Source organism: Bradyrhizobium sp. USDA 4516 (assembly GCF_054055915.1).
Genome location: NZ_JBSRXT010000001.1, coordinates 1,248,915 through 1,275,046, shown reverse-complemented (window position 1 = coordinate 1,275,046; position 26,132 = coordinate 1,248,915). Strand labels below are relative to the sequence as shown.

Sequence of the window (26,132 nt, the reverse complement as noted above, 5' to 3'; positions counted from 1 at the left end):
CCAGGAGGTTTCCAGGCCGATCTATTCGGCGGCTTCGGTGCGCGCTGCCGTCGAGGCGCGGCGGAAGCCGGCGCCGGGATGCGTGGCGTCAAGATAGGGTCCGCGTCCGGGGAACAGCTTCTCGCGGAGCGTGCCTTCGCGATAGGCTGTCTTGTAGACTCCGCGTGACTGCAATTCCGGCACGACGAGGTCGACGAATGACGTCAGTGATTCCGGCGCGACGAGGCGGAACAGGTTGAAGCCGTCGACGTCGGTTTCGTCGGCCCAGGCGATCAGCTCATCGGCCACGTCCTGGGGTGAGCCGACCACGAATGGCGAGCGTGCGCCGATCCGGCTCAGCGTCGCGAGATCACCGACCTTGACCGGCCGCTCGCTCCGCAACGTGAAATTCTCGACCATCGACTGGATCGCGTTGCTCTCGACATATTGTACCGCCTGATCGGGACGATAGTTCGAGAAGTCGATGCCGGTCCAGCCCGAGAGCAGAGCCAGCTGGCCGGCTTGATCGACATACCCTGCGTACTCCTCGAGCAGATCGTTGGCCTCCGCGCGCGTCGGGGCAACGATCACGGTCGCGCCGGCGAACAGGCGGATATCATAGAGATCTCGTCCGAACGCCTTGGCCGCTTCCCTGATCTCGCGTACGGCACGGGCCAGAATGGGCCTGGTCTGGCCGTTGAGGAAGATCGCCTCCGCGTGCCTCGCCGCGAAGGCGCGGCCGCGCTTCGAGGTTCCCGCCTGATACAGCAACGGTGTGCGTTGTGGCGAGGGTTCGGCGAGGTGGATGCCGTCGACCTGGTAATGAAGTCCCTGGTGCCGCACATTGTGGATCCTTGCCGGATCCGTGAACACGCGCGCTGTCCGGTCACGGCGAACGGCGCCGTCCTCCCAGCTGCCTTCCCATAGCTTATAGCTCGCAATGAGAAACTCCTCGGCCGCCTCGTAGCGTTCATCATGCGCGCGGTTGGCCTCAAGGCCCATTCCGCGGGCGCCGCTGTCGAGATAGCCGGTGACGATGTTCCAGCCGATCCGCCCGCGAGTGAGATGATCGAGCGTCGAGAAGCGGCGGGCGAACTGGTAGGGATGCTCGTAGGTGAGGTTGGATGTGATGCCGAAGCCGAGATGCTTCGTTGCGTAAGCCATGGCGGAGACGAGCAGGGTCGGCTCGGCGTTCGGCAATTGAACGGCGTGACGCAGCGCAGTGTCAGGACTGCTGCCGTAGACGTCATAGATACCAAAGACGTCGGCGAGGAAGATGCCGTCGAGCAGGCCGCGTTCGGCGGTTCTGGCGTAGTCGACCCAATAGTCGAGCGAGTTGTAGTTGAGTGAAGTGTCGCGCGGATGCGACCAGAGACCGGCCCAGTTGTGGCTCGGCGCCATCATGTTGAACGCGTTGAAGCGAAGTTCCTTTGGTCTGGTCATTGCGCAATTTCACTAATTGAGGACTGAGAGGTGATTTATCACGTCAGCTGCGCGGTTTTATTTTCTATATGGAAAGACAGGATCAAAATCGTGCTTTGTCTTCGATCCGGCGCAGCAGAGATTCGTTTGTTCGACGTCGTCGTGCTGTTCGAAATGACGGTATGCACGACATTGCGTACTGATTTGCAGGCGCGATCGGCAGATGACTCATCAGCTCCACTGAGCCGTTCAAACCGGCGGAGCAGTGAAACAAATGTTACGCGACAGGCGCCGCGGCTGAAAAATTAGCGACGCCATCAGACGCGCCGCCAGCACGCTCATCGCTATTTTCTCCGATGTCTCGACAGTCGCGGACGCTGCTGCGCATCATTCTTTGCCTTTTGATGCTGGGTCCACGGATTTCAGGAGAATTTCGAGATGCCGATCGAAACCAAGAATGTCGAGACGCTCGCCTTGCATGGCGGATCGTACCGGTCTGACCCGGCGACCGGCGCCGTCGCCGTTCCGATCTACCAAACGACGTCCTTTCAATTCGAGAATACCGATCACGCATCGCGGCTGTTCGCCCTGGAGGCGATCGGACAGATCTACACCAGGATCAAGAATCCGACGGCTGACGCGTTCGAGGAGCGCCTGGCCGCGCTGGAAGGCGGCGTTGGCGCGCTGGCCGTGGCGTCGGGCCAGTCGGCGACGGCCTACGCGATCTTCAACATCGCGCAAGCCGGCGACAATATCGTCTCATCGACCGATCTGTACGGCGGCACCTGGACGCTGCTGTCGCAGACGCTGAAGCAGTTCGGCATCGAGGTTCGCTTCGTCGATCCGGCCGATCCGGAAAACTTCCGCCGGGCGACCGATGCGAAGACCCGGGCCTATTTCGCCGAGACGCTGCCGAACCCCAAGCTCAACGTCTTCCCGATCAGGGAAGTCGCGGATATCGGCCGTTCGCTCGGCGTGCCGCTGATTCTCGACAACACCGCCGTCCCGCTCATTGCGCGCCCGTTCGAGCACGGCGCAGCGATCGTCGTCTATTCCGCGACAAAGTATATCGGCGGCCACGGCACGTCGATTGGCGGAGCGATCATCGACGGCGGCAATTTCGACTGGGCGGCGCACGCCGAGCGCTTCCCGCTGCTGACGCAGCCGGACGATGCCTATCACGGCGCGATCTGGACCGAGGCAGCCAAGCCGCTGGGTCCGATCGCCTACATCCTGCGCGCGCGCGTGAAGCTGCTGCGCGATCTCGGTGCCGCGGTCGCTCCCCAGAACGCATTTCAGTTCATCCAAGGACTCGAGACCTTGCCCCTGCGGCTGCGTCAGCACAACGAGAACGCGATCAAGGTCGCGAATTTCCTGGCACGACATCCCGCCGTTTCGCACGTGATCTTCCCCGGACTGCAGAGCGGGGAGGACCGGCGCCGCGCCGATCTCTATCTGAAGGGCGGCTATGGCGGGCTGGTCGGCTTCGAGCTGAAGGGGGGCGTCGAGACCGGCCGTCGTTTCATCGATGCGCTGAAACTGTTCTATCACGTCGCCAATATCGGCGATGCGCGCTCGCTGGCGATCCACCCGGCGTCGACCACCCATCAGCAGCTGAGCGCCGCGGAACAGCTCGCGGCAGGCGTGACGCCCGGCTACATCAGGCTTTCGGTCGGCATCGAACATCCCGACGACATCCTCGCCGACCTCACCCAGGCATTGGCCGAGGCTGAGGCGGGAAGCAGCGGCCGCAAGGCGGCCTGATCGATCCCTGAAGACGGAGTTGAAACCGAGACCATGAAGACATTGTTGCGCCTGGCGCAGGCGGCTGGCGTGCTGCTTGCCATGACTGCGGCCGCCGTTGCGGACGAACCTCTCAAGATCGCGACCAGCGCCGGCCCGGTCGGTCAGCTGGCTGGCTTTGCCGCCAAGCTCGCCAGGGACAAGGGGCAGGACGTCAAGATCGTCGAGCTGTCGGACTGGGTCGCGTTGAACGAGGTGGTGAACAGCGGCGACGTCGACGCCAACCTGTTCCAGCACGCCACCTATCTCGCGATCCAGAACAAGCAGCGCGGCTTCGACCTGGTCCAGGTCGACAAGGTCGGCGTGATCGCGCCCGTCGGGCTGTTCTCGAAGAAGATCAAGTCGCTCGAGGAGATCAAGTCCGGCGACAGCGTTGCGATCCCGAACGAGCCGCTCAACGGCGCGCGTGGCTTGATCCTGCTCGAACGCGCCGGACTGATCAAGCTGGCGCCGGGCAAGGGTTTTTCGGTCAATCGGTTTGATATCATCGAAAATCCCAAGAACCTGAAGATCGTCGAGCTCGATCCGGCGCAGACCTACCGGTCGCTCGATGACGTCACGCTTGCGCTCGTCAACATCACCTATCTGATACCGGCCGGCGGTGATCCAAAATCGGCGCTGGTGATCGACCGCACGCTCGATGACGGTCTCGTGCTGCGCTTTACCGCGCGGCCGGACAAGAAGGACGATCCGCGCCTGAAGGCCTTCATCCAGGTCTTCAATTCACCCGAGGTCAAGCACTTCATCGAGGAGAAGCTGCCGGCGTTCATTCCGGCCGGCTTCGGCAGCTAGAGCTTTCCCGAGCGAAGTGGACGCCGGTTCGCGGCAGGAAAGCGCGTCAAAACTGGAATCTGGAGCTCCGTTCCGATTCCATCGGAACGGGGTTCTAGACGCGCGCGAGGGATGCGAGTCGCCGCCCCTCGTCGGAGTGAACCAGCAGAGCGGCAAGCTCGGCGCATTGGTTGCGGATGTCGGGAATTGCGCTGATTTCCCAGAACGCGGCGCGCGTGAGCGGGCCGACGGCATACAGGCGGCGCGATGGGACGCCGTCGTGACCGATGATCGCGCAATTGCGATCGGTTTCGATGCCGATGCGGAGCGGATCGACGCGCGCCAGGCCAAGCTCGAGCAGGCTGCGCACCGCGGGATTGGCGGTTGCGCGCGGATCCTTGACAATGCCGGTGCAGTCGACGATGGCGCCGACATGCATGCGACGGAGCCTGCTCTCGCCGCGCCGCCGGTAACTGACGATCGCGCCTGTCCGGTCGGGCTCGGCCGAGATCAGCTTTGCGGCCATCGGGGTGAGCCGGCCTCCATAGATCGCTTCAGTGATCCGGACCTCCACTTGCGGCGCCATCCGATGCCGATGCACGTCCCACCAGGCGCGTGCGTGCTCGAGGAACCGGCGCTTGGACGAAAGCGGGAGCTCACGCCACATTCGCTGGGTATGGGGGCGAAGCCCATCGATCACGCTGCGCCAATCGCCGCCCGCTGCAATGTGCCGGTCGATGCGGCCGCGAAGCCAGCGAAGCAGGCTGCCGATTCCGGAGCCGAAGGGGACCTCCGCCTCCTCGATGTGCACGGCGTCGACCCGGCGGTGCGGTTTCGCGAGAAGGCCTCGGCGCGACATCGCAACGATCGGCCCGCGATGTCCGTCGCGCAGCAACGACAGCACGTAATCGACCATCGTCAGGCCCGTGCCGAGGATCAGGACGGTCGCGTCGTCGGCGATCGCAGCGGCAGACGGTGCTGCCCAGGGATCGGCATGTCCCGGACTGTTCGCGCGTGGATCGTGTCCGGTTGCGAGAACGACGATGTCGCCGATCAGCTGCCGGCCGTCGTCGAGGCTGGCGGTGACGTCGCCTCGCCGTTCGCGGATCGCGATGCATCTGCCGTGCACGATCGACAGGCGTTGGATGTTGGCCTGATCGGACGCCTGTTGCTCGAGCAGACTGGCAATGTAGTCACCAAAGATGCGCCGCGGCACGAAGCAATAGGGATCAGGGCAGAGCGGCGCGTCCGCCCCGCGCGAGATCAGCCAGTGCCAGAAATGGTCCGGCTGGTCGGGCAGCGCACTCATATTCGCGACCCGTACATTGAGCAGATGATCCGGATTGCCGGTATGATAGGCGATACCGCGCCCGATGTCGGGACGCTGCTCGATCAGGCTGACACGGACATCGTCCGTCGGTTGACGCAGTAGCTGGTGCGCCAGCAGGACGCCGCTTGCGCCGCCGCCGACGATGATGACGTGACGCGCTCGAGGAGCTGTCATGCTATCGCTCTGTGCGTGATCCTGTCGCACGACATGTGCGGCGTGGGCAGACTGACGTCAGCGAGGCGATGGATCACATCTGCCGCGGTCTCGATTGGGCATGCGTCGCGCCAACGAGCGGTCAGCCGTGAGGACCAAACAGAAAGAGTTCGTGCATGTCCTTGCCGTCGGGGTTGGCGGCACGCGCCAGCCGCCGCTGCCATCTCTTCAGCCGGCGTGCCGCGCGATGAAGGACGTGGAGCCAAGAGGATGTCCGCACCCAGAGCCTCCTTCGCATTCCGAGCCGTTCGATGAACGATAACACGCTCCTGTTCGGGACGCGCGCGAAACTCGGCGGCGCCGCGAACTTTGCAATTAGACGCGCATGGCGAGGCGATTTGCAGCAGAGAGATTCTCTCGCGACGCGGCGCCAGGAAAATTCATTCCGGGCAATGTTGCCCGATCGCCGGGCTTATGGAATTGTCCGACCGGATGGTCAATAAATAGCGGTTCGGAGGCGGGGCTGCGGTCGCGGAACTTTGCGGCTCTTGACAGACATCTCTGGACGATGGCCGAACGGCCGCCTGGTGAAACGGACAAGACATGGCCCGATCGCGCGCCAAGGACTATGACGACAAGCGCCTCTTGATGCTGCATCGCTCGGCCGAGCTGTTTGCCGCATCGGGATATGTCGGCACGTCGATGAACACCATCGCCGATGCCTGCGGGGTTTCGAAGGCGCTGCTCTATCACTATTATCCCGACAAGGAAGCGATCCTGTTCGATATCCTGTCGTCGCACCTCGCGAAGCTGGTGGCGGCGATCCGCAAGGCGAGCGCACAGGCCGGCGATCCGGTCGCGCGCTTCAGGACGATCGTTGCGACCCTGCTCGAGCTCTACCGGCATGCCGACGCCGAACATCAGGTCCAGATCTCAAGTCTCAAGCTGTTGCCGAAGGACAAGCAGCAGCCGCTGCTCGCAAGCGAGCGGATCCTGGTCGGGATCATGTCGGACGCACTCGCCGCCGCCGTGCCGGCGGCGAAGCACAAGCGCCTGCTCAAGCCGCTGACGATGAGCGTCTTCGGCATGCTGAACTGGCATTACATGTGGTTTCGCGAGGGCGGGCCGATGACCCGCGCCGAATATGCCGGTTTCGTCGCGCAGCTCGTGCTGGCTGGCGCCGACGATGCCGCGGCCGGCGCCACCCGGCCGCGCGGCAGGGCGAAATCGGCCGGCCGCGGCCGACAGGCCGAGTTGCTCTGACGCGCCTCTTAACCCCGCATCGCGTTCATGGTCAGCAGCTCGTAGGTCGCCGCGGTTTCGCCGGTGCCGGTCGTGATCTCGACGTCCCAGCGTACCTCGCCATATTGCTTGTTGCGCGGCATCTTCTCCTTCGCCGTCAGCCGCACCTGGATCTGTTCGCCGGGCTGGACGGGTTTGACGAAGCGCAGCGAGTCGAGGCCGTAATTCGCCAGCACCGGCCCGTAGTCGGGATCGACGAACAGGCCGGCCGCAAACGACAGCAGCAGATAGCCATGCGCGACGCGGCCCGGGAAGAAAGGATGCCCCTTGGTCGCTTCCTCGTCCATATGGGCGTAGAAGGTGTCGCCCGTGAAATGCGCGAAGTGCTCGATGTCGTCGAGCGTGACCTGCCGCGACTTCGAGACCAGCGTGCGGCCGATCTCGAGATCGTCATAGTGATAGCGGAACGGATGCAGGTCGCCTTCGAGCATCGGGCTGCCCTTGAACCAGCGGCCGGTGACGCCGCTCAGCATCGCCGGCGATCCCTGCAATGCGGTGCGCTGCATGTAGTGCTGGAGGCTGCGGACGCCGCCCAGTTCCTCGCCGCCGCCGGCCCGGCCGGGGCCGCCGTGAACCATCTGCGGCATCGGCGAACCGTGTCCGGTGTGCTCGCTCGCGCAGTCGCGGTCGATGATCGCGACGCGGCCGTGAAAACTGCCGATGCCAAATGCCAGTTCGGTCGCAGCCGGGATGTCGTGCGTGTAGATGGATGCGACGAGGCTGCCGCCGCCGCGATTGGTCAGCGCGATCGCTTGCTCCAGACCGTCGTAACCCATAACGGTGCTGACAGGGCCGAACGCCTCGATCGCGTGGACTGCGGATGCGGCGAGCGGCTTGGCGCAATGCAGCAGCAGCGGCGGAACGAAGGCGCCGCGCTTCGCATCGGCATCGAGCAGCGCGAAGTTGCCGGGATCGCCGGCCACCAGTTCGGCTTCGGCGCGAAGCTTCGCGACATGGGCAAGCACATCGCTGCGCTGGCCGAGCCCGACAAGCGGCCCCATCCTGACCTTGTCGTTTTCGGGATTGCCGATCGTGACCTTGGCCAGACGGTCGCGCAGCGCCGTGATCACGGCATCGAGCTGTGCCGACGGCACCAGCGCGCGACGGATCGCGGTGCATTTCTGGCCGGCCTTGACCGTCATCTCCTTCGCCACTTCCTTGACGAAGAGGTCGAACTCCGGACTTCCCGGCACGGCGTCCGGAGCGAGGATTGCGGCGTTCAGCGAATCCCGTTCGGCGATGAACCTGACCGCCTCGCGCGCGATGACCGGATGCCGCTGCAGTTTTTGCGACGTGTCGGCCGAGCCTGTGAAGGACACGACGTCCTGGCAGGTCAGATGGTCGAACAAGTCGCCGGTCGATCCGACGATGAATTGCAGCACGCCTTCGGGCAGCGCGCCGGATTCGGTGATGATCCGAACCAGCTCGTGGGCGACATAGGAGGTGACCGTCGCGGGCTTGGTCACGACGGGCACGCCGGCCAGCAGCGCCGGTGCCAGCTTCTCCAGCATGCCCCAGCACGGGAAGTTGAATGCGTTGATGTGCACTGCGACGCCGTGCAGCGGCGTCACGATATGCTGACCGGCGAATGCGCCAGCCTTGGAGAGCCCTTCGACGTTGCCATCGAGCAGGAATTTGCTGTTCGGGAGCTCGCGGCGGCCCTTGCCGGCATAGGCGAACAACGTGCCGACGCCGCCGTCGACGTCGATCATTGCGTCGGTGCGGGTTGCGCCTGCGTGGAATGACAGTTTGTAGAGCCGGTCCTTGTGCTGGGTCAGATAGTCGGCCAGCGCCTTCAGTAGGCCCGCGCGCCGGTGGAACGTCAGTTTTCTGAGATGTTTGCCGCCGATCGCGCGGCCATAGGCGAGGATCTCGCGCATGTCGAGATCGCTCCTGGTGGTGACCGCCACCACATCGCCGGTGACGGCACTGTGAATCTCGGCTGCCGGTTCGCCCGGGCCGGACCATTTTCCGCGCACGAAGCTGTCGAGCTTCATGACGTTGCCCGCCGTCCGTGCACCACTGGATTGAGGCTGTGTCATCGCAATTGGACCTTCTGACTTGTGATCAATGATGCGTCTCGCCTTGGCGGCGGAACGTTCAATCCGAACGTTCAAGCTTTGGCTCGTCCGACAAAGCGCGTCGCGCGCTTTTCGAGAAAGGCGTTGAGCGTCACGACGCGATATCCGGCGCGGATATCGGTCAACACCAAATCGCTGACCATGATGACCTCCCGTTGCGGCTTCTGGTGGCCGAAGGTTGCGTGACGTGCGCTTGGATTACTATTGACCGTCCGGTCAGTCAATTATAATCCGCGTAACGGCTTGGGATGATGACACCGGGCAATATCGAGCGAGCACGATTTCGGTCTCGGTTGCATTTCAGACCCGACAAGAACGTCAGGATGATCCGGCCGAGCATCGCCTGTCGGCAGCAAAAGTGCCGACGCGTAAGCACGGGACCGTGCTTACGCGCGGTGTCATGCTGCCACAAATCGGCCGAATATCACCGGCCACCTCCTGCCGCCATGAGGATCAGCCGGTGACGATGCAGTCGCCGGATATCGCCGGGTTTCGGTTCTCGACCGCGGATTTCGGCGAGCGCGACCGCTTGCCGATCTTTCGCGAGCAGATCGGGCGGATGATCGTGAAGCTCGATCCGGAGCCACTGAGCGTCGGCGCGTTCCATGCCGACCAATGTGCGCGAGCTGCCTGGGCTCGGGATCGGATCCTGGGCGTGCAGCAACCTCAAGATCGCACGGCCGCGCGAGCAGCTCGACGGCAATGACGACCTTGTGCTGACGATCATCACGAGCGGCAACGCCCGCGCGTCGCAGCGCGGCCGCGACATCGAGCTGGGCCCCGGGGCAGGCCGTGCTGGAGTCGAGCGCGGAGGTCGGCAACATGGTGGTCCCGGTCTCGCCGAGCCGTTTCGTCGGTCTCACGCTCCCGCGCAAGGCGCTGGCACTGCTGGTCCGCGATCCCGAGGACATGCTGAACCGGTCGTTGCCCGCGAACACCGAGGCGATGCGTCTGCTGGCGCTCTACATCAGGGAGCTTGACGACAGCTACCAGCTCGCGACGCCCGAGCTGCGCGGCGCCGTCGTCCGGCATCTGGTCGATCTCGGGCGACGTCGCAAACAGCGCTCTCGGCCAGCCTGTGTGCTGTCGCGCACCCAACATCGCCGCCCAATCACGTCCGCTGCGGGCGATTTCAGACGTCAATGCACGACAACGTGTTTCACATTGTTGCCCGATGTCGCATATGTCCAATCCCCCGTCGCCTCAGTCCGAGCCTGCCGATCGTCTCGCGCTTAAAAGGCAGCCCCCGGTGATCGTTGCAATCGGCGGATTCGTCGACTGCGATGCATTGAGGCGACTTGAGACCATCGAGGAGAATGTGATGAAGTTTGCACTTCGAGGATATTTTCTTGCGCTCGGCGCGAGCCTGGCCTTGTCCGGCGCCGCCATGGCACAGGATATCAGTGTTGCCGTGGTCGGGCCGATGACCGGCTCCGAGGCGAGCTTCGGCCAGCAGTTCAAGAACGGTGCTGATCTCGCGATTGCCGATATCAATGCGGCGGGTGGCGTGCTTGGCAAGAAGCTGAAGCTGGAGGTCGGCGACGATGCCTGCGATCCGAAGCAGGCGGTGTCGGTTGCCGAGAAGATGGCAGGCGCGAGGATTCCGTTCGTCGTTGGGCATTTCTGCTCATCGACCTCGATCCCTGCGTCGGACGCCTATGCAGAGGGCAATGTGCTGCAGATCACGCCGGGCTCGACCAATCCGCAATTCACCGAGCGCGGGTTGTGGAACACGTTCCGTGTCTGCGGCCGGGATGACCAGCAGGGCACGGTTGCGGCCGCCTACATTATCAAGAACTACAAGACCAAGAACGTCGCGATCATCCACGACAAGACGACCTACGGCAAAGGCCTTGCAGACGAAACGAAGAACGCCATCAACGCCGCGGGCGTGAAGGAAAAGCTCTATGAGGCCTATACCAAGGGCGACAAGGATTTTGCTGCCCTGGTATCCCGCTTCAAGAAGGAGTCGATCGATTTCGTCTATGTCGGCGGCTATTATGCCGAGGCAGCGTTGATCCTGCGCCAGATGCGCGAGCAGGGCGTCAATGCGGTGCTGATGGGCGGCGACGCCCTGGTCGACAAGCAGTTCGCCGCGATCGCAGGTCCGCTCGCCGAAGGCTCGCTGTTCACCTTCTCGCCCGACCCGCGCAAGAAGGCGACCGCGGCCGCGACCTTGAAGAAGTTCAAGGACAAGGGCATCGATCCCGACGGCTACACGCTCTACAGCTATGCCGCGTTCCAGATCTGGAGCCAGGCCGCGGCCCGTGCCCAGACCACCGACGCCAAGAAGGTCGCGGCGGCCATCAAGGCCGGAAGCTGGGATACCGTGCTCGGCAAGATCAGCTACACGCCGAAGGGTGACATCACCCTGATCGACTACGTCGTGTACCGCCGTGACAAGGACGGCAACTACGCCGAATTGCCGGCCGGTCAATGATCGCCAGAGCGTTTTCGAGCGAAGCGGATACCGGTTCGCGTGAGGAAAACGCGTCAAAATCGAGAGCCTCCGTTCCGATGCAATCGGAACGGAGGCAACCCTGGCCAGGCTGAATCGTTTCCCGCTGCGCCCGTGGTCGGCGCATCCGGTCACACGTTCCGGGGAAAGCGCGCAGCGCCGGGGATCGGCGCGAGCCATGCGACGGCGCGATCGGTATAGATCTCGGCTTGCGGCTGCAATCCCTCCATGCTGTCGAGCGTGCCGGCTTTCACCACGACCTTGCCGGGCATCAATGCGGTCTTCGCCAGCAGAGGGGACCCGCAGCGCCCGCAGAAATGACGATGGACCGGATGGCCGCTGTCGCCCTTGTCGACGAACACCACCGTCTCGCCCGACTGCTGGTAGTCGGCTTCGCGGATCACGAGGTTGAATGAAAACAGGCTGCCGCTTTGCCGGTGGCAATGTGTGCAATGACATATCGCGATGCTCCGCGGTTCGCTCTTGAGCGTGTAACGCACCGCGCCGCACAGGCAGCCGCCGTTCCGTTCCTGCATGCTGGTTTCTCCCATTCGATGACGCCGTCGCCGCGACAAGGACGCCGCCTCAGGCGTCGCCAATCACGGCATCGATGAATGTGGTGGCCGACTCCCTCAACTGCTTGCGGCTGTATCCGGCGCGCTCCATCACGGCGAGCCCGCGCGTGAACGTCACGATGACGCGCGCCAGCCGGTTTGCATCGGCCGTGCTGCGCCTGTTCGGCGCCGCGCTGATGGCTTTGCCGACCAGTTGCTCGAGCCGGGTGAGCACGTCCAGCACGCGCTGCCGCACATCCGCGCTCGAAATGGCAGCGTCCAGCGCGGTGCGCGTCGTCAGGCAGCCCCGCTGCGGCGTGCCGTTCGTCATGTTGACGATGATCATGTCAAAGAAGTCCCTCAGTCTCGCCGAGGTATCGCCCTGCGCCAGCGCGCTGCCGGCCGCGTCCAGGAATTGCGCGGCATACTGATCGAAGGCGCGCAGGAAGATCGCTTCCTTGTCGCCATAGGCGTTGTAGAGGCTGCCGCGCTGGACGCCGGTCGCGGCCGCGAGGTCCTGCATGGTCGCATCGTGCAGGCCCTTGCGCCAGAACACGTCTAGCGCGGTTGCGATCATCTCGTCCTCGTCGAACTGACGCACGCCCACCATTTCGATCCACTCCATCGGGTCATTGTTGACACAATCGTCAATATTGACAATGATGTCAAGAATGAAACCGAGGAGATCCGGATGATTACCGCTGTCACGACGTTCAAGCTGCCGAAGCCGATCACGCGCGAGGAAGCCCGCAGCATCTTCCTGAGCACCGCGCCGATCTATCGCGGCATTCAGGGGCTGTTCCGAAAGACCTATTTGCTGTCCGAGGACGGGATGACGGCCGGCGGTATCTATTTCTGGAACTCGAGGGTGGAGGCGGTGGCGCTTTACACCGATGCGTGGCGCGCCCGCGCCCGCGAGAAATATGGCGCCGATCCGACGGTGACCTATTTCGAGAGTCCTGTGGTGGTCGACAACCTTGCCCATCAGATTGTTGCCGACGATTAGCAACGACGCGGCGGAGGCGGATGCGCATCACGGGTGCGCGGCGGCGCTGGGACCAGCTCGCGCGCGATCCAGACCGCCGCCGGCCCATGGCGAGCTCGGCAACCGCCGCGACGGATTTCAGCCAGATCGGCGCGAGCTTCGGTGACGGCGGCAGGTGGTTCGCGATCTGCCGGCGAAACAGCTCGTCATCGGGCAGTCCCGTGATCGGAGCGGTGAATGCTTCCGGCGGCAATCTGCGCAGCCACAGCGGAATGCCCGCCGCGGCCGCGGCGTCCGCGAGCGAGCGGCCGTCGATGACGCATGCGCGTGCGCGCGCCGACGCGATCCCGGCTCGCGGGACCGCCAGCGCGAATAGCAGCGCAGGGAAGCTCGCGGCAAGGTCCGCAAGACGCGTGTGCCGCATGGCCAGCGCGCGGACCTTTCCCTGAACGTGTGGATGATACCTCCGCAGCTGATGTTCGAGCAGCACGGAGCGTGTGGCCTCGCGACGAGAGGTCACCAGAAGCGTCGAGGTCATGAACAAAAGTTCCGCAAGCGCGGAGCCGAAGGCCCGCGGCAGATTCGATTGCGTGTGGGTGTTGCGATTTCACCCGGGATCCGATCCCGGGACGCGCGTCAAATATCGCGCGGCGAACCCGGGAAGCGCACAGACCTGAACATCGTCGCCTCCTGCGTTGAAGTTGCGGAGCGCTCCCATAGCCTATTCCCCGCCGATAGGCAACGTGAAGCTGTGCATTGCATTTTAGCGATGTGGTGCGAGCGCGATGAGAGACCACACCGCGGCGTCGGCCGCCAAGGTCTCTTCACGATCCCGGTCAACGACGCTAGTCTGAGGAGGGGCTAACAAGAAACGCAGGCGGGAGGCCATAATGACCCAACAACAATCCTCCGATCCAGGCTCCCCGGCACTGCCACGCCGCAGGCTCGGCCGCACCGGGCTCGATGTCTCCATTCTCGGCTTCGGCACAGCACCGCTTGGCGACCTGTTCGCACGGCTCGACGACACTGCTGCGATCGCAGCAGCGGAGCGGGCGTTTGCGCTGGGCGTCAACCTGCTGGATTCCTCGCCGCTCTACGGCCATGGCCTCGCCGAACACCGCAGCGGCACCGCGCTGCGCCGCGTGGCGCGCGACGACGTCGTCGTCTGCACCAAGGTCGGGCGCTGGATGGACCCGTTCCACGGCCGCGGCGACGGCTCCAATTTCGCCGGCGGCGCGCCGCATCGCGCGGTGTTCGACTATTCCTATGACGGCACCATGCGCTCGGTGGAGCAGTCGCTGCTGCGGCTCGGCACCGATCGCATCGACCTGCTGCTGATCCACGACGTCGACGTCTGGACCCACGGAGCTGACGCGATCGAGGCGCGGTTTCGCGAGGCGATGGAGGGCGCCTATGTCGCGCTCGACAAGTTGCGTTCCGAGCGCGTGGTCAAGGGCATCGGGATCGGCGTCAACGAGGCCGAGATGTGCGTGCGCTTCGCCAAGGCCGGAACGTTCGACACCATGCTGCTTGCCGGCCGCTACTCGCTGCTCGAGCAACCCGCACTCGCCGAATTCCTGCCGCTGGCGCAAGCAAAGGACATCGGCATGATGCTCGGTGGCGTCTTCAACTCCGGCATCCTGGCGACCGGCGCGGTTGCCGGCGCCAAGTACAATTACAGGGATGCGCCGCCGGACGTGATGCAGAAGGTGGCGGCGATCGATCGGGTCTGCCGCGCCCACAACGTGGCGCTGCCGACCGCGGCGCTGCATTTCGCGCTCGGCCATCCGGCGGTGGCAAGCCTCGTGCTCGGCGCGCAGACGCCGCAGGAGGTCGAGCGCAACGTCGCCGCGTTGTCGTCGCCCGTGCCTGCCGCGCTGTGGCGCGACCTGAAGAATGAGGGGCTGCTCGACCAGCATGCGCCGGTGCCGGCATGATGCGGATCGACGCCCATCACCATGTCTGGACCCTGGCGCGCGCGGATTACGGCTGGCTGACGCCCGAGCGCGGGCCGATCTACCGCGACTTCGGCCTGGCCGATCTCGCGCCGCATCTCGCCGCGGCTGGGATTGAAGGCACCATCCTGGTGCAGGCCGCACCGACTGAAGCGGAGACCGTATTCCTACTCGATATCGCCAAAGGGACCGAGCAGGTGCGCGGCGTGGTCGGCTGGGTCGACTTCGACGCTGCCGATGCCGCGGCGCGGATCGACGCGTTTGCCGGGCGCGAGCTCCTGGTCGGTCTGCGGCCGATGGTGCAGGACATCGCCGATGACGACTGGCTGCTGCGCCCCGAACTGGCGGCGCCGCTCGAGGCCATGGCGCGGCATGACCTGGTCTTCGACGCGCTGGTGCTGCCGCGCCATTTGCCGCGGCTCATTCAGGTGGTCGATCGCCATCCGGACCTGCAATTCGTGCTCGACCATTTCGGCAAGCCGCACCTTGCGACCGGCGACATCGCGGCCTGGAAGGACGACATCGCAAGCCTCGCCACACGATCCAACGTGGTCTGCAAACTCTCGGGTCTTGCGACCGAGGCGGCACCGAACTGGCAGGTTGCCGATCTCAGCGAGGCCGTCGATCATGCACTGGCATGTTTCGGGCGGCAGCGGATGCTGTGGGGCAGCGACTGGCCCGTCGTCAACCTCGCCGGCGGCTATGCGTACTGGTTCGCAGCCGCGGAGTGCCTACTTGCTGATTTGTCAAGTGAAGCAAGAGCTGCGATTTTCGGCGGCAATTCGGCGCGGGTTTATTTGTCAAGCCGCGGACGGCCAACATCCCGGAAATAGATTGCAGCCCGCGCCCAATTTGATCCACAGCGCGCCTTGATGAATCAATCCGGGATGGTTCATAAGCGACCTCCGCGCCATCGGTGATCCGGCGGCGCAACGGAATTTCAGAGAGACAGGCGTGGCAAAGATTCATCATCAGATTGCGCAGGAGCTGGGGGTTCGCGACGAACAGGTCGAGGCGGCGGTGACGCTGCTCGACGGCGGCGCCACGGTGCCGTTCATCGCGCGATACCGCAAGGAGCTCACCGGCGCGCTTGATGATGCCCAGCTGCGCACGCTGGAAGAGCGGCTGACGTATTTGCGCGAGCTCGAGGAGCGCCGTACCGCGGTGCTCAATTCGATCCGCGAGCAGGGCAAGCTCGACGCCGCGCTCGAGGCTCAGATCATGGCCGCCGACAGCAAGGGCCGGCTCGAGGACATCTATCTGCCGTACAAGCCGAAGCGTCGCACCAAGGCCGAGATCGCCAAGGAGGCCGGCCTCGAGCCACTCGCCGATCAGCTTCTGACGCAGCCCGAGAGCGATCCGAACGAGGCCGCGACGCCCTTCGTCAATGCCGAGAAGCAGGTCGCCGACGTCGCCGCGGCGCTCGACGGCGCGCGCGCGATCCTGGTCGAGCGCTTCGCCGAGGATGCCGACCTGATCGGCGCGCTGCGTGAGGAGATGTGGTCGAACGGCATCATGGCCTCGACCGTCCGCACCGGGAAGAAGACCGAAGGCGAGAAGTTCAAGGACTATTTCGATTTCTCCGAGCCGCTGCCGAAGTTGCCGTCGCATCGCATCCTGGCGCTGTTCCGCGGCGAGAAGGAAGAGGTCCTCGACCTCGCCATCAAGCCGGAGGCGCAGGAGCCGGCCGTAGGCCAGCCCGGCCTCTACGAGCTCAAGATCATGAACCGCTTTGCGATCTCCAACCAGGGCCGCAAGGGCGACAAATGGCTGACCGAGACGGTGCGCTGGGCCTGGCGCACCAAAATCCAGATCCACCTCAACATCGATTTGCGGCTGCGGCTGTGGACGGCGGCCGAGACCGAGGCGGTGCGCGTGTTCGCCTCGAATCTGCGCGACCTCTTGCTCGCGGCGCCGGCCGGCGCGCGCGCCACCATGGGGCTCGATCCCGGGTATCGCACCGGCGTCAAGGTCGCGGTGATCGATGCGACCGGCAAGGTGGTGGCGCATACGGCGATTTTCCCGCACGAGCCGCAGCGGCGCTGGGATGAGGCGCTCGCCATTCTCGGCAAGCTCGCGATCGAGCATGGCGTCGAGCTGATTGCGATCGGCAACGGCACCGCCTCGCGCGAGACCGACAAGCTCGCCGCCGAGCTCGTGAAGCGGCTGCCCGAGCGCAAGATGACCAAGATCGTGGTCTCCGAAGCCGGCGCATCGGTCTACTCGGCCTCGGCCTTCGCCTCGAACGAATTGCCCGACCTCGACGTCACCATTCGCGGCGCGGTCTCGATCGCGCGGCGCCTGCAGGATCCCTTGGCCGAGCTGGTCAAGATCGATCCGAAGGCGATTGGCGTCGGCCAATACCAGCACGATCTCGGCGAGGCCAAGCTCGCCCGCTCGCTCGATGCCGTGGTGGAAGACTGCGTGAACGCGGTCGGCGTCGATGCCAATACCGCCTCGGTGCCGCTGCTCGCGCGGGTGTCGGGCATCGGCCAGGGACTGGCGCAAAGTATCGTGCAGCACCGCGATGCCAACGGCCCGTTCAAGTCGCGCAAGGCGCTGAAGGAGGTGCCGCGGCTCGGCCCGAAGGCGTTCGAGCAGTGCGCCGGCTTCCTGCGTATCAGCAATGGCGAGGATCCGCTCGATTCATCCGGCGTGCATCCGGAAGCCTATCCGGTAGTGCGCCGCATCCTCGAGGCGACCAAGAGCGACATCAAGGCGCTGATCGGCAATGCCGACGTGGTGCGGGGTCTCAAGCCGCAATCCTTCGTCGACGATACGTTCGGATTGCCGACCGTCACCGACATTCTGCGCGAGCTGGAAAAGCCCGGCCGCGATCCGCGTCCGGCGTTCAAGGCGGCGGTGTTCAAGGAAGGCGTCGAGGAGGTCAAGGACCTAAAGAAGGGCATGATCCTCGAGGGCACCGTGACCAACGTCGCCGCATTCGGCGCCTTCGTCGATATCGGCGTGCACCAGGATGGGCTGGTGCACATCTCGGCGATGTCGCGGAATTTCATCAAGGACCCGCGCGAGGTGGTGAAGCCCGGCGACATCGTCAAGGTCAAGGTGCTGGACGTCGAGGTCGCGCGCAAGCGCATCGCGCTGACGCTGCGGCTTGACGACGAGATCGGGCCGAAGAAGGACAATGCGGCGCCGTCGCGCGATTTCTCCCGCGGCTCCGGCAAGATGACGTCGTCGGCTCCGCGCCGGCCGCAGGAGCAGTCCGGCGGCGGCGCGCTCGCCGACGCGCTGCGCCGCGCGGCCGAGAAGAACGGACGCGGCAAGCCGACCTGAGCCGCGGAGGAGGGCGGCGAGCCGAGTTCGCCGCCTTATTCGAAATCGACCACCTGACGCTTCTGGCTGAGTTGCCTAAGCTGTCCCCGTCATCCTGAGGTGCGAGCTCTTGCGAGCCTCGAAGGATGCACGGCCCCATTTCTGGCCGATTCATCCTTCGAGGCCCGCTCCGCGGGCACCTCAGGATGACGGGGCCGAAGGGGGCCGTCCCGGCTACAGCTCTCCGGCAGCAAACCTCGCCAGCGCATCCGCGACGCCCTTGCCGTAGGCCGGGTCGGCCTTGCTGCAATTCGCGACGTGCCGTTCCTGGATGTGCTTCGACGCGTTGCCGACCTGACGGGCGGTGTTGTCGAACAGGGCCTGCTTTTGCGCGGCATTCATCTTGCGGAACAGGTCGCCCGGCTGCTGCCAGTGGTCGTCATCCACACGATGATCCCAATGCGCGGCCGCGCCTGACAATTCGAGTGGCGGCTCGTTCAGCTGCGGCTGGTCGGTCCACTCGCCATGGCTGTTCGGCCAGTAGGTCAGCGTGGCGCCCAGATTGCCGTCGGTGCGCATCGCGCCGTCGCGGTGATAGCTGTGGAATGGGCATTTCGGCGCGTTGACCGGGATCTGGTGGTGGTTGACGCCGAGCCGGTAGCGCTGCGCGTCGCCATAGGAGAACAGGCGGGCCTGCAGCATCTTGTCAGGTGAATAGCCGATGCCGGGCACGACATTCGCCGGCGTGAACGCCGCCTGCTAGACCTCGGCGAAGAAGTTCTCCGGATTGCGGTTGAGCTCGAAATACCCGACCTCGATCAGCGGATAATCCGCCTCGGGCCACACCTTGGTCAGATCGAACGGATTGAACGGGAATGCCTTGGCCTGTGCATCCGTCATCATCTGGATGAACAGCGTCCAGCGCGGGAAGTCGCCTCGCTCGATGCTCTGGAACAGGTCGCGCTGGTGGCTCTCGCGGTCCTTGCCGACCAGCACCTCGGCCTCGGCATCGGTCAGGTTCTGGACGCCCTGCCGGGTGCGGAAATGGAATTTCACCCAGACGCGCTCATTGTCGGCATTGATCATGCTGTAGGTGTGGCTGCCGAAGCCGTGCTGGTGACGGAAGCTTTTCGGGATGCCGCGCTCGCTCATGACGATGGTGACCTGGTGCAGCGCTTCCGGCAGCAGCGTCCAGAAATCCCAGTTCATGTCGGGGTCGCGCACCCCCGTGCGCGGATGCCGCTTGATGGCGTGGTTGAGGTCGATGAAGCGCAAGGGGTCGCGGAAGAAGAACACCGGCGTGTTGTTGCCGACCACGTCCCAATTGCCTTCATCGGTGTAGAATTTCAGCGCGAAGCCGCGAATGTCGCGCTCGGCGTCCGCCGCGCCGCGCTCGCCGGCGACCGTCGAGAACCGCGCGAACATCGGCGTCTGCTTGCCGATCTCCGAGAAGATGCTGGCCTTGGTGTAGCGCGTGATGTCGTGGGTGACGGTGAAGGTGCCGTGCGCGCCGGCGCCCTTGGCATGCATCCGCCGCTCCGGGATCACCTCGCGGTGAAAATGCGCCAGCTTCTCGATCAGCCAGACATCCTGCAGCAATGCGGGTCCGCGCGGCCCCGCCGTCAGGATGTTCACATTATCGGCGACGGGGGCGCCGGAGGCGTGGGTCAGATACGGTCTTTTGGTCTCGTCGCTCATCGAAAGCTCCTTGCTGAAGGTCAGCACTTCGCCGTCCCGGCGCCCGCAGGGAGGCCAGGCGAAAGGCGATTGCATCGCGGATGGATGACGGCCGGCGAGGAAGGGAGAGCCCCGGTGATCGACAAATTGTGAAGCGGGTCTGCGATCCCTCGACGCCGTCCTTGTTCTCCGATAGCTGCAGGATTAAGAACCGCGGCCGATCGATTCAACGAGCGCTATCCGCCGATTCCAGCCAAATGTCCGTCGATCCCGGCCAACGCAATCGTGGCCGCCGGTCCGGGCAACTGTCGCTCGGTATGCCGGCACGCGAATTCTAAATCCGGTGTCAGAATCTGGCGCATTTGTCAGTTGAAGTCGGGCATCGGCTTGCGTCTTCTGATCATGCTCGCGTGCGGCGATACGAGTTCGCCGCGGTCCCAATCAGGGAGGATTTCATGAAGAACAGGCTTCTCACGTGTCTCACGGCAGCGACGCTCGCTGTCAGCGTTGCGCTTGCACCCGCTGCCCTCGCCAGAGGCGGCGGTGGTGGTGGCGGACATGGCGGAGGTGGCTTCGGTGGCGGCCACGGTGGTGCCATGGGTGCCATGGGTGGTGGCATGCACGGTGGCGGCTTTGGCGGCGGCATGCATGGCGGTGGTTTCGGCGGCGGAATGCGTGGCGGTGGCGCGGCGTTCGCCGCCATGGGCGGCGGCGGGCATTTCGCGGGCGGGCACGTTGGTGGTCCCCGCTTCGTCGGTGCACCGGCGATCGGCCCGCGCTTTGCCGGCGCCAGATTCCACGGTTCGCGCTTCTTCCATCATGGCGGCTTCTTCCGCCACCACCGCTTCCATCGCTTCGCATTCTTCGGCGCGCCCTATCTCTACGCCGGCTATGACTACGGCTGCTACCGCAGGGTATGGACGGCTTACGGTCTGCAATGGGTCAATGTGTGCGGGGACTATTGGTGATAGCCCAACCAACCGCACCGTTGTCGCGGTCGTCGCCAGACGTTCCATCCTGCCCCGGAATGGGATAGTCTGGCGGCGATCGTCGCGGGGCGGCCGCTCGGAGAGTTTGAGAACTCGGAGAGTTCGACACAGCTCGGAGAGTTCAGGAATATGACCGGTGCTCACCGCCGCATTCTCGTCGTCGAGGACGACCCGGAAACCGCGGATCAGCTCGTCGAGGAGCTCACCACCAGCGGTTATGATGTGGATCTGGCGGCGAACGGCCGCGAGGCGCTGAGCCAGGGTGCGGCGCGCGACTATGCCGTGATCACCATCGATCGCATGCTGCCCGACATCGACGGCATCACGGTGATGCGTCAGATGCGCGACGGCGGCATCGCAGTGCCGTTCCTGATCATCAGCGCGCTCGGCGAAATCGACGACCGGGTGCGTGGCTTGCGCGCCGGCGGCGACGACTATCTTGTCAAGCCGTTCTCCTTTGTCGAACTGCTGGCGCGGCTGGAGGCGCTTGGCCGCCGCAGCGAGACCGTTGCAAAGGAGACCATCCTGCGGGTCGGCGATCTCGCGATCGATCTGATTTCGCGGACGGCGAGCCGCCGCGGCCGCAGGATTCCGCTGCTGCCGAAGGAATTCCAGCTGCTCGAATACCTGGCGCGCAACGAGGGCCGCGTGGTGTCGCGCGCGATGCTGCTGCGGCATGTCTGGGACCTGCACTTCGATCCCTCGACCAACATCATCGACGTCTATGTCGGACGTTTGCGCCGCAAGGTCGACGACCAGCAAGCCTATCCGCTGATCCACACGATCCGCGGCATCGGGTACTGCCTCCGTGCTCCTGGCTAAGACCCTCAAGTCGTCGACGTTCCGCCTGGCGTTGATCGCCATCGGTGTCTTCGGCCTGATCGTCTCCGCGATCTTCGCCTATGTCTACTGGTCGACGTTGTCCTATGTGCGCGACAGATCCGACCGCGCGATCATGACCGAGCAGGCGAGCCTCGATGATGCCTATGCGCGGTCCGGCCGCGATGGACTGACCGCGTTGATCGCGCAACGCGTCGCGGACAAGGGCTTTGCCGATCATGTGTATTTGTTGGTCGGTCCCGGATCGACCGTGCTGGCGGGAAATCTCAGACAGTGGCCGGCGGGCGCTGCCGAGAAGGGATGGGCTGAATTTCGTGCCTCCCTGCCACAGCTTTCCTCGGGCCCCTCCCTGCTGCGAGGCGTGACGGAAACCCTGTCAAACGGCGATCGGCTGCTGGTCGGCCATGACATCAGCGATCTCGACGGCTTCATGGCGCAGATCAGGGCCGCCGGCATTGCCGTCGTCGTGCTGATCATCGGGCTTGCGGCTGCTGCCAGCATCGGCGTCACGCGGCGAACCGTCGGCCGGATCGAGTCGATCAATGCGACCAGTCGCGCTATCATGCTCTCCGGCCTCGACCAGCGCATCCCGCTTCGCGGCAGCCATGACGAATGGGATCGCGTCGCCGAGAATCTCAATCTGATGCTGGACCGGATCCAGACCTTGATGGGAGACGTCAAGCAGGTCAGCGAAAATATCGCCCACGACCTGCGCACGCCGCTGACCCGGATGCGCGGCCGGCTCGAGAAGGCCTATCACGCCCCGCGGAGCGGCGAGGGGGATGCTGCGCTGATCGGCGACACCATCGCCGATCTCGACGCGGTGCTCGGGATGTTCGCGTCGATCACGCGGATTTCCGAGATCGAGACGCGAGCCCGCAAGGGTGCGTTTCGCACCGTCAATCTCGTCGAGATCGCCGCCGAGGTGGTCGAGCTCTACGATGCCGCGGCTGAGGAGGTTACCACCCGGCTCGACCTTGCCGGCGATCGGGCGGTGCTGGTTACCGGGGACCGCGACCTGCTGTTCGATGCGATTGCCAATCTCGTCGACAACGCCATCAAGCATGGCCGCCCAGGTGGGCGGGTGACGGTGACCTGCGACAACGATGAGCGAGGCGCGGTGATTTCGATCGCCGATGACGGCCCCGGGATACCCGCCGAGCAGCACGACCGCGTCTTCAAGCGGTTCTACCGGCTCGAGCAGAGCCGCTACACGCCGGGCAACGGTCTCGGCCTCAGCCTGGTCGCGGCGGTCGCGAGCCTGCACGGCGCACGGATCGAATTGCGCGACAATGCGCCAGGATTGTTGTGCAGGCTGGTCTTTCCCGCCGCGGAAACGTAGGGCTAGTGCGGAGTGACCCACAAAATCGTTTCGCGAGCATGAAAGCGTATGACCCGCCGGCCAAGCCATACATTCGATGTGGTCCCTGCTTTCGCAGGGACCACATCGGAGTGGAGTCTCTTTCAAAACCTCCCTGCCATCTCCACCAGCCGCCGGTGCGCCGCCTCGCGGGCGGCGCGGATCGGCTCGGTGGGCCCGGTGGTAGGGCCGATCGGTACGAAGCGCACGTCGCTGATGCCGATGAAGCGCAGCGCCTCGCGCAGATAGGGCGTTGCCATGTCGATGCGGCCGCGGTTCATGCCGGTGACGAAGTCGCTGCCGCTTGCGAGGATCACGATCGTCGGGCGGTCCTTGAGCAGCGGCAGATAGCCCTGCGCCGGATCGAAGCGGAAGGCCAGCCCGGGCTGGATGATGACGTCGAGCCATTGCTTGAGCTTGTAGGGAATGCCGAAATTCCACATCGGCGTCGAGATCAGCACGCGATCGGCCAGCGATAGCCGCAGCGCGAGGCGCTCGGCGATTGCGAAGGCGTCGTGCTGCGAACTGGTGAAGCTCTTGCCGTCGATCCGGGCGTATTTGGCCTCGAGCAGATATCCCTCGAATTCCGGCAGCGGCTCGCGCCAGAGGTTCATCGCGTCGATCTCCCAGTCCGGCCGCGCCTGACGGAAGCGATCGAGAAAGGCACGCGCGCCGGCCGCCGATTCCGAATCGAGGCGCGGTGAGCAGTTAAGGTGCAGCAGCTTCGGCACCGCGCCTCCCTAGCCGAGTGCCTTGATCACGGTGTCGGCGTTGGTCACGACGGAGACGTTCTGGAGCGCGAAATTGATCGCGGCGTTGTGCCAGTCGGCATTCATGGTCGAGCAGCAATCCTCCGGCACGATCATGAAATAGCCTTTGTCGGCGCCGGTGCGCGCGGTGTGCTCGACCGACATGTTGGTCCAGGCTCCGGTATTGATGATCATGTCGCGGCCGGTTGCCTTCAGGATGGTCTCGAGCCGGGTGCCTTCCCAGGCGCTCATCCGCATCTTCTCGACCACGAAGTCGCCCGGGCGCGGCTCGAGTCCCGAGACCGGTGCCGCGCCCCAGCTGCCGCGCACCATCGCCTTGCTGTCGACCAACCCCTCGAACAGCGGCGCGTTCAAGGTGATGCCGGGCGCGCCGGGCTCGACGACGAACCAGACATGGATGATGGCGACGCCGCGCGCCCGCGCAGCCTCCGCCACGCGGCGGACATTCTCGACGACGTGCTGCTGGCGAGCGTGCGCGGGCGCACCGGACTCGGCGAACGCGCCGCCGTCCATGATGACGTCGTTCTGCATGTCCTGGATGATCATCGCGCAGCGTTGCGGATCGAGCTGCATCTCACCGGCGGCGAGATTCGGCGCAGGCGTGGACGAAGCGGCACCCGCGCCGCCGCGCTTGCCGCTCATATAGGGCTCGTGGCGCGGGCCGACCTTGGTCGGGATCGCATAGACCGAATGGGTCGCGGTCAGATAGAGCGTGCGGAAGTCGGCGCCGCCCCAGGCGAGGTTGGCGACGAGCTCGGGCAGGCGGACCTTGCCGAGCAGGTCGGCGGCGGGCGAATAGACCCAGACGCCGCCGGGCGCGGTGACCCAGACATTGCCGCGCTGGTCGCATTTCATGCCGTCGGGCAGGCCGGGCTCGAGCTCGGAGCGGATGCCGGAGGCGAACACGCGCGGATTGGTGAGCGAGCCGTCGGCATTGACGTCGAAGGCGCGGATCAGCGCCTGCACGGTGTCGTTGACATAGAGGATGCGCTCGTCGGGCGAGAAGCACAGCCCGTTCGGCTGCTCGAACAGGTAGCGGTCGACCAGCAGTTTCGGCGCGCCGCCGCCGGGCGGCACGCGGTAGACGCCCTGGAAGCCGAGCTGGCGCGGCCGTTCGACGCCATAGACCGGCATGCGGCCGTACCAAGGATCGGAGAAATAGATCGCGCCGGAGGAATGCACACAGACATCGTTCGGACTGTTGAGCTCCTGGTTCTCGTAATGCGAAGCCAGCACCTCGCGCCGCCCGTCGGGCCGCTCGCGGATCAGCGAAGACGTCGCGTGCTCGCAGACGATCAGATTGAGGTCCGCGTCATAGGTCATGCCGTTGCATTTGTTCGATGGCCGCCTGACCTCGACGACGCCGCGCCGCGCATCCCAGCGCCGGCGCACATCGCCCGGCATGTCGGAGAACAGCAGGAAATGATCGGCCGGATGCCAGATCGGTCCCTCCGTGAAATCGAAGCCGGTCCCGACCTGGCCGACCGGCGCGTAGGGATCGATCAGGTCTTCGAACTCGCTGCGCAGCGTGACATGCGTCATCGCCTCGATCCTCTACGCCGGGAACCAGTTGCGCTGCGGCAGGCTCTGCACGACAGGCCCGGGTACCTGGTCATGCAGGCGGCCGACCACCATGCCGCCCTCGATCTTGGCCGGGCGATCGTGCACAGGAAGCAGATAGCGAGAGCTCGAGAGCAGCTTCTTGATCGCTGCCTTCTCGGCGCGCTTGCTGGTGCCGTGGTTGCCCGTGGTGCGCGGCTCGGCGTCGTGGATCTCGTTAAAGGGATTCACGATCTGGTTGTTGAAATCATAGATCACGTCGCCGCAGATCGTCGCAATCCCGTCGGCGGTGTGGACATGGATGTTCATCGAGCCTTCGGTATGGGCGTTGGCAGCGTCGCAATAGACGCCCGGCATCAGCTCGACCGGGCCGGTGATTTCGAGGTCGAGAAAGCGCAGCGCGCTCTTGGTGTGCAGGCGGTCGATCAGGTGCTTGATGTCCGGCGCCGGATACTGCGGGTGCATCAGGCCCGAGACGGAGTATTCCAGCTCCTTGCGGTTCAGCACGACGGTCGTGTTCATCGGGAACAGGTCGTCCTTGCCGGCATGGTCGATGTGCAGGTGGGTGTGACAGACGAAGCGGACGTCGCCCATCCGCACGCCGTGGCGGGCGAGCTGGTTCTCGATCATGTTTTCGTGGAACTGGAGCCCGCGCATGCCGAGCGTCTCCATGACCTGGTTGGAGCGATAGCCGGTGTCGACCAGCACGGGATAGGGGCCGCCGAGGATCAGGAAGCCGAGCGTCAGCACGCGGCGGGTGCGGCCGCAATTGTGCCCGAGCACGAGGAAGCTCGATTCCAGCTCGATATCGCCATAGTCCAGAATCTTGATCTCTAGCGGCATCTGTCTCCCTCCCAATTCGTGTTCGTT

General features: G+C 64.7%; 23 protein-coding genes and 1 pseudogene. 14 read left to right on the top strand and 10 right to left on the bottom strand.

Annotation, left to right across the window (positions count from 1 at the left end; all coding sequences use genetic code 11):
- Nucleotides 1-21: 21 nt before the first annotated feature.
- On the bottom strand, nt 22-1,422 hold the full coding sequence (locus ACVI1L_RS05990) for an LLM class flavin-dependent oxidoreductase (protein WP_057017448.1): 1,401 nt from the start codon (nt 1,420-1,422) through the stop codon (nt 22-24).
- 417 nt (nt 1,423-1,839) lie between these two features.
- Here ACVI1L_RS05990 and ACVI1L_RS05985 point away from each other — a divergent pair, with 417 nt between their 5' ends.
- Nucleotides 1,840-3,165, top strand: a complete 1,326-nt coding sequence (locus ACVI1L_RS05985; RefSeq protein WP_141340384.1) for an O-acetylhomoserine aminocarboxypropyltransferase/cysteine synthase family protein — start codon at nt 1,840-1,842, stop codon at nt 3,163-3,165.
- A 33-nt stretch (nt 3,166-3,198) separates the two neighbouring features.
- On the top strand, nt 3,199-3,996 hold the full coding sequence (locus ACVI1L_RS05980; protein ID WP_456782503.1) for a MetQ/NlpA family ABC transporter substrate-binding protein: 798 nt from the start codon (nt 3,199-3,201) through the stop codon (nt 3,994-3,996).
- A 94-nt stretch (nt 3,997-4,090) separates the two neighbouring features.
- Here ACVI1L_RS05980 and ACVI1L_RS05975 read toward each other — a convergent pair whose 3' ends face one another.
- The gene (locus ACVI1L_RS05975; RefSeq protein ID WP_057017451.1) at nt 4,091-5,479 is read right to left on the bottom strand and encodes an FAD/NAD(P)-binding protein; all 1,389 of its coding nucleotides are present in this window, start codon (nt 5,477-5,479) and stop codon (nt 4,091-4,093) included.
- A 582-nt stretch (nt 5,480-6,061) separates the two neighbouring features.
- Between ACVI1L_RS05975 and ACVI1L_RS05970 the strand changes: the two genes are divergently transcribed.
- Entirely contained in the window at nt 6,062-6,721 is a 660-nt protein-coding gene (locus tag ACVI1L_RS05970; RefSeq protein ID WP_057017452.1) for a TetR/AcrR family transcriptional regulator, read from the top strand.
- 8 nt (nt 6,722-6,729) lie between these two features.
- On the opposite strand, the gene paaZ is transcribed toward ACVI1L_RS05970, so the two are convergent.
- Together paaZ and ACVI1L_RS05960 are read right to left on the bottom strand one after the other, a co-directional pair.
- Nucleotides 6,730-8,757 carry a phenylacetic acid degradation bifunctional protein PaaZ gene (paaZ, locus tag ACVI1L_RS05965; RefSeq protein ID WP_456785516.1) on the bottom strand — a complete coding sequence of 676 codons (2,028 nt, stop codon included), beginning with the start codon at nt 8,755-8,757 and terminating at the stop codon, nt 6,730-6,732.
- A 116-nt stretch (nt 8,758-8,873) separates the two neighbouring features.
- A complete protein-coding gene (locus tag ACVI1L_RS05960; RefSeq protein WP_229193261.1) occupies nt 8,874-9,065 on the bottom strand; it encodes a hypothetical protein in 192 nt (63 codons plus the stop codon).
- Nucleotides 9,066-9,301: 236 nt separating this feature from the next.
- Between ACVI1L_RS05960 and ACVI1L_RS05955 the strand changes: the two genes are divergently transcribed.
- From ACVI1L_RS05955 to ACVI1L_RS05945, 3 genes are all read left to right on the top strand, one after another.
- Nucleotides 9,302-9,547 (top strand): hypothetical protein, encoded by a 246-nt coding sequence (locus tag ACVI1L_RS05955; RefSeq protein ID WP_253589218.1) that lies wholly within the window; start codon nt 9,302-9,304, stop codon nt 9,545-9,547.
- 86 nt (nt 9,548-9,633) lie between these two features.
- Nucleotides 9,634-10,077, top strand: a complete 444-nt coding sequence (locus tag ACVI1L_RS05950) for a hypothetical protein (RefSeq protein ID WP_456782502.1) — start codon at nt 9,634-9,636, stop codon at nt 10,075-10,077.
- Between the two features lie 85 nt (nt 10,078-10,162).
- Nucleotides 10,163-11,281, top strand: a complete 1,119-nt coding sequence (locus ACVI1L_RS05945) for a branched-chain amino acid ABC transporter substrate-binding protein (protein WP_038382395.1) — start codon at nt 10,163-10,165, stop codon at nt 11,279-11,281.
- 149 nt (nt 11,282-11,430) lie between these two features.
- On the opposite strand, the gene ACVI1L_RS05940 is transcribed toward ACVI1L_RS05945, so the two are convergent.
- Together ACVI1L_RS05940 and ACVI1L_RS05935 are read right to left on the bottom strand one after the other, a co-directional pair.
- The gene (locus ACVI1L_RS05940; protein ID WP_456782501.1) at nt 11,431-11,835 is read right to left on the bottom strand and encodes a GFA family protein; all 405 of its coding nucleotides are present in this window, start codon (nt 11,833-11,835) and stop codon (nt 11,431-11,433) included.
- Nucleotides 11,836-11,884: 49 nt separating this feature from the next.
- Nucleotides 11,885-12,463: a TetR/AcrR family transcriptional regulator gene (locus tag ACVI1L_RS05935; RefSeq protein ID WP_063790097.1), complete on the bottom strand. Its 579-nt coding sequence runs from the start codon at nt 12,461-12,463 to the stop codon at nt 11,885-11,887.
- A gap of 81 nt (nt 12,464-12,544) precedes the next feature.
- Between ACVI1L_RS05935 and ACVI1L_RS05930 the strand changes: the two genes are divergently transcribed.
- The 5 genes from ACVI1L_RS05930 (at nt 12,545) to ACVI1L_RS05910 (ending at nt 18,087) form a co-directional block, all read left to right on the top strand.
- Nucleotides 12,545-12,859: a monooxygenase gene (locus ACVI1L_RS05930; RefSeq protein ID WP_456782500.1), complete on the top strand. Its 315-nt coding sequence runs from the start codon at nt 12,545-12,547 to the stop codon at nt 12,857-12,859.
- A 20-nt stretch (nt 12,860-12,879) separates the two neighbouring features.
- Nucleotides 12,880-13,287, top strand: coding sequence for a hypothetical protein (locus tag ACVI1L_RS05925; RefSeq protein ID WP_456782499.1), 408 nt, complete (start codon nt 12,880-12,882; stop codon nt 13,285-13,287).
- Nucleotides 13,288-13,728: 441 nt separating this feature from the next.
- Complete coding sequence (locus ACVI1L_RS05920; RefSeq protein ID WP_168855365.1) at nt 13,729-14,775, top strand: aldo/keto reductase; 1,047 nt, start codon at nt 13,729-13,731, stop codon at nt 14,773-14,775.
- Complete coding sequence (locus ACVI1L_RS05915) at nt 14,772-15,626, top strand: amidohydrolase family protein (RefSeq protein WP_456782498.1); 855 nt, start codon at nt 14,772-14,774, stop codon at nt 15,624-15,626. The genes ACVI1L_RS05920 and ACVI1L_RS05915 overlap by 4 nt, the downstream gene beginning before the upstream one ends.
- A 121-nt stretch (nt 15,627-15,747) precedes the next feature.
- On the top strand, nt 15,748-18,087 hold the full coding sequence (locus ACVI1L_RS05910) for a Tex family protein (protein WP_456782497.1): 2,340 nt from the start codon (nt 15,748-15,750) through the stop codon (nt 18,085-18,087).
- Between the two features lie 213 nt (nt 18,088-18,300).
- Here ACVI1L_RS05910 and ACVI1L_RS05905 read toward each other — a convergent pair.
- A pseudogene (locus ACVI1L_RS05905) lies at nt 18,301-19,764 on the bottom strand (catalase).
- Between the two features lie 434 nt (nt 19,765-20,198).
- On the opposite strand from ACVI1L_RS05905, the gene ACVI1L_RS05900 reads away from it, so the two are divergent.
- From ACVI1L_RS05900 to ACVI1L_RS05890, 3 genes are all read left to right on the top strand, one after another.
- Nucleotides 20,199-20,711 (top strand): hypothetical protein, encoded by a 513-nt coding sequence (locus tag ACVI1L_RS05900; protein ID WP_200844556.1) that lies wholly within the window; start codon nt 20,199-20,201, stop codon nt 20,709-20,711.
- Nucleotides 20,712-20,861: 150 nt separating this feature from the next.
- On the top strand, nt 20,862-21,554 hold the full coding sequence (locus ACVI1L_RS05895; RefSeq protein ID WP_028333329.1) for a response regulator transcription factor: 693 nt from the start codon (nt 20,862-20,864) through the stop codon (nt 21,552-21,554).
- The gene (locus ACVI1L_RS05890) at nt 21,541-22,914 is read left to right on the top strand and encodes an ATP-binding protein (RefSeq protein ID WP_253589227.1); all 1,374 of its coding nucleotides are present in this window, start codon (nt 21,541-21,543) and stop codon (nt 22,912-22,914) included. The genes ACVI1L_RS05895 and ACVI1L_RS05890 overlap by 14 nt, the downstream gene beginning before the upstream one ends.
- A 122-nt stretch (nt 22,915-23,036) precedes the next feature.
- Here the strand turns inward: ACVI1L_RS05890 and ACVI1L_RS05885 are convergent, their stop codons facing one another.
- The 3 genes from ACVI1L_RS05885 to ACVI1L_RS05875 are packed head-to-tail and all read right to left on the bottom strand — an operon-like array spanning nt 23,037 to nt 26,105.
- Nucleotides 23,037-23,663, bottom strand: a complete 627-nt coding sequence (locus ACVI1L_RS05885) for an FMN-dependent NADH-azoreductase (RefSeq protein WP_456782496.1) — start codon at nt 23,661-23,663, stop codon at nt 23,037-23,039.
- Nucleotides 23,664-23,672: 9 nt separating this feature from the next.
- On the bottom strand, nt 23,673-25,244 hold the full coding sequence (locus tag ACVI1L_RS05880; protein ID WP_456782495.1) for an isochorismatase family protein: 1,572 nt from the start codon (nt 25,242-25,244) through the stop codon (nt 23,673-23,675).
- 12 nt (nt 25,245-25,256) lie between these two features.
- Nucleotides 25,257-26,105 (bottom strand): MBL fold metallo-hydrolase, encoded by an 849-nt coding sequence (locus ACVI1L_RS05875; RefSeq protein ID WP_456782494.1) that lies wholly within the window; start codon nt 26,103-26,105, stop codon nt 25,257-25,259.
- Nucleotides 26,106-26,132 lie beyond the last annotated feature (27 nt).

What these genes read in the sequence shown, in the direction of transcription:
- ACVI1L_RS05970 (WP_057017452.1), top strand. Translation starts at nt 6,062, where the DNA reads ATGGCCCGATCGCGCGCCAAGGACTATGACGACAAGCGCCTCTTGATG.
- paaZ (WP_456785516.1), bottom strand. Translation starts at nt 8,757, where the DNA reads ATGAAGCTCGACAGCTTCGTGCGCGGAAAATGGTCCGGCCCGGGCGAA.
- ACVI1L_RS05990 (WP_057017448.1), bottom strand. Translation starts at nt 1,422, where the DNA reads ATGACCAGACCAAAGGAACTTCGCTTCAACGCGTTCAACATGATGGCG.
- ACVI1L_RS05895 (WP_028333329.1), top strand. Translation starts at nt 20,862, where the DNA reads ATGACCGGTGCTCACCGCCGCATTCTCGTCGTCGAGGACGACCCGGAA.
- ACVI1L_RS05875 (WP_456782494.1), bottom strand. Translation starts at nt 26,105, where the DNA reads ATGCCGCTAGAGATCAAGATTCTGGACTATGGCGATATCGAGCTGGAA.
- ACVI1L_RS05925 (WP_456782499.1), top strand. Translation starts at nt 12,880, where the DNA reads ATGCGCATCACGGGTGCGCGGCGGCGCTGGGACCAGCTCGCGCGCGAT.
- ACVI1L_RS05930 (WP_456782500.1), top strand. Translation starts at nt 12,545, where the DNA reads ATGATTACCGCTGTCACGACGTTCAAGCTGCCGAAGCCGATCACGCGC.
- ACVI1L_RS05940 (WP_456782501.1), bottom strand. Translation starts at nt 11,835, where the DNA reads ATGCAGGAACGGAACGGCGGCTGCCTGTGCGGCGCGGTGCGTTACACG.
- ACVI1L_RS05880 (WP_456782495.1), bottom strand. Translation starts at nt 25,244, where the DNA reads ATGACGCATGTCACGCTGCGCAGCGAGTTCGAAGACCTGATCGATCCC.
- ACVI1L_RS05915 (WP_456782498.1), top strand. Translation starts at nt 14,772, where the DNA reads ATGATGCGGATCGACGCCCATCACCATGTCTGGACCCTGGCGCGCGCG.
- ACVI1L_RS05900 (WP_200844556.1), top strand. Translation starts at nt 20,199, where the DNA reads ATGAAGAACAGGCTTCTCACGTGTCTCACGGCAGCGACGCTCGCTGTC.
- ACVI1L_RS05985 (WP_141340384.1), top strand. Translation starts at nt 1,840, where the DNA reads ATGCCGATCGAAACCAAGAATGTCGAGACGCTCGCCTTGCATGGCGGA.
- ACVI1L_RS05980 (WP_456782503.1), top strand. Translation starts at nt 3,199, where the DNA reads ATGAAGACATTGTTGCGCCTGGCGCAGGCGGCTGGCGTGCTGCTTGCC.
- ACVI1L_RS05935 (WP_063790097.1), bottom strand. Translation starts at nt 12,463, where the DNA reads ATGGTGGGCGTGCGTCAGTTCGACGAGGACGAGATGATCGCAACCGCG.
- ACVI1L_RS05920 (WP_168855365.1), top strand. Translation starts at nt 13,729, where the DNA reads ATGACCCAACAACAATCCTCCGATCCAGGCTCCCCGGCACTGCCACGC.
- ACVI1L_RS05975 (WP_057017451.1), bottom strand. Translation starts at nt 5,479, where the DNA reads ATGACAGCTCCTCGAGCGCGTCACGTCATCATCGTCGGCGGCGGCGCA.
- ACVI1L_RS05945 (WP_038382395.1), top strand. Translation starts at nt 10,163, where the DNA reads ATGAAGTTTGCACTTCGAGGATATTTTCTTGCGCTCGGCGCGAGCCTG.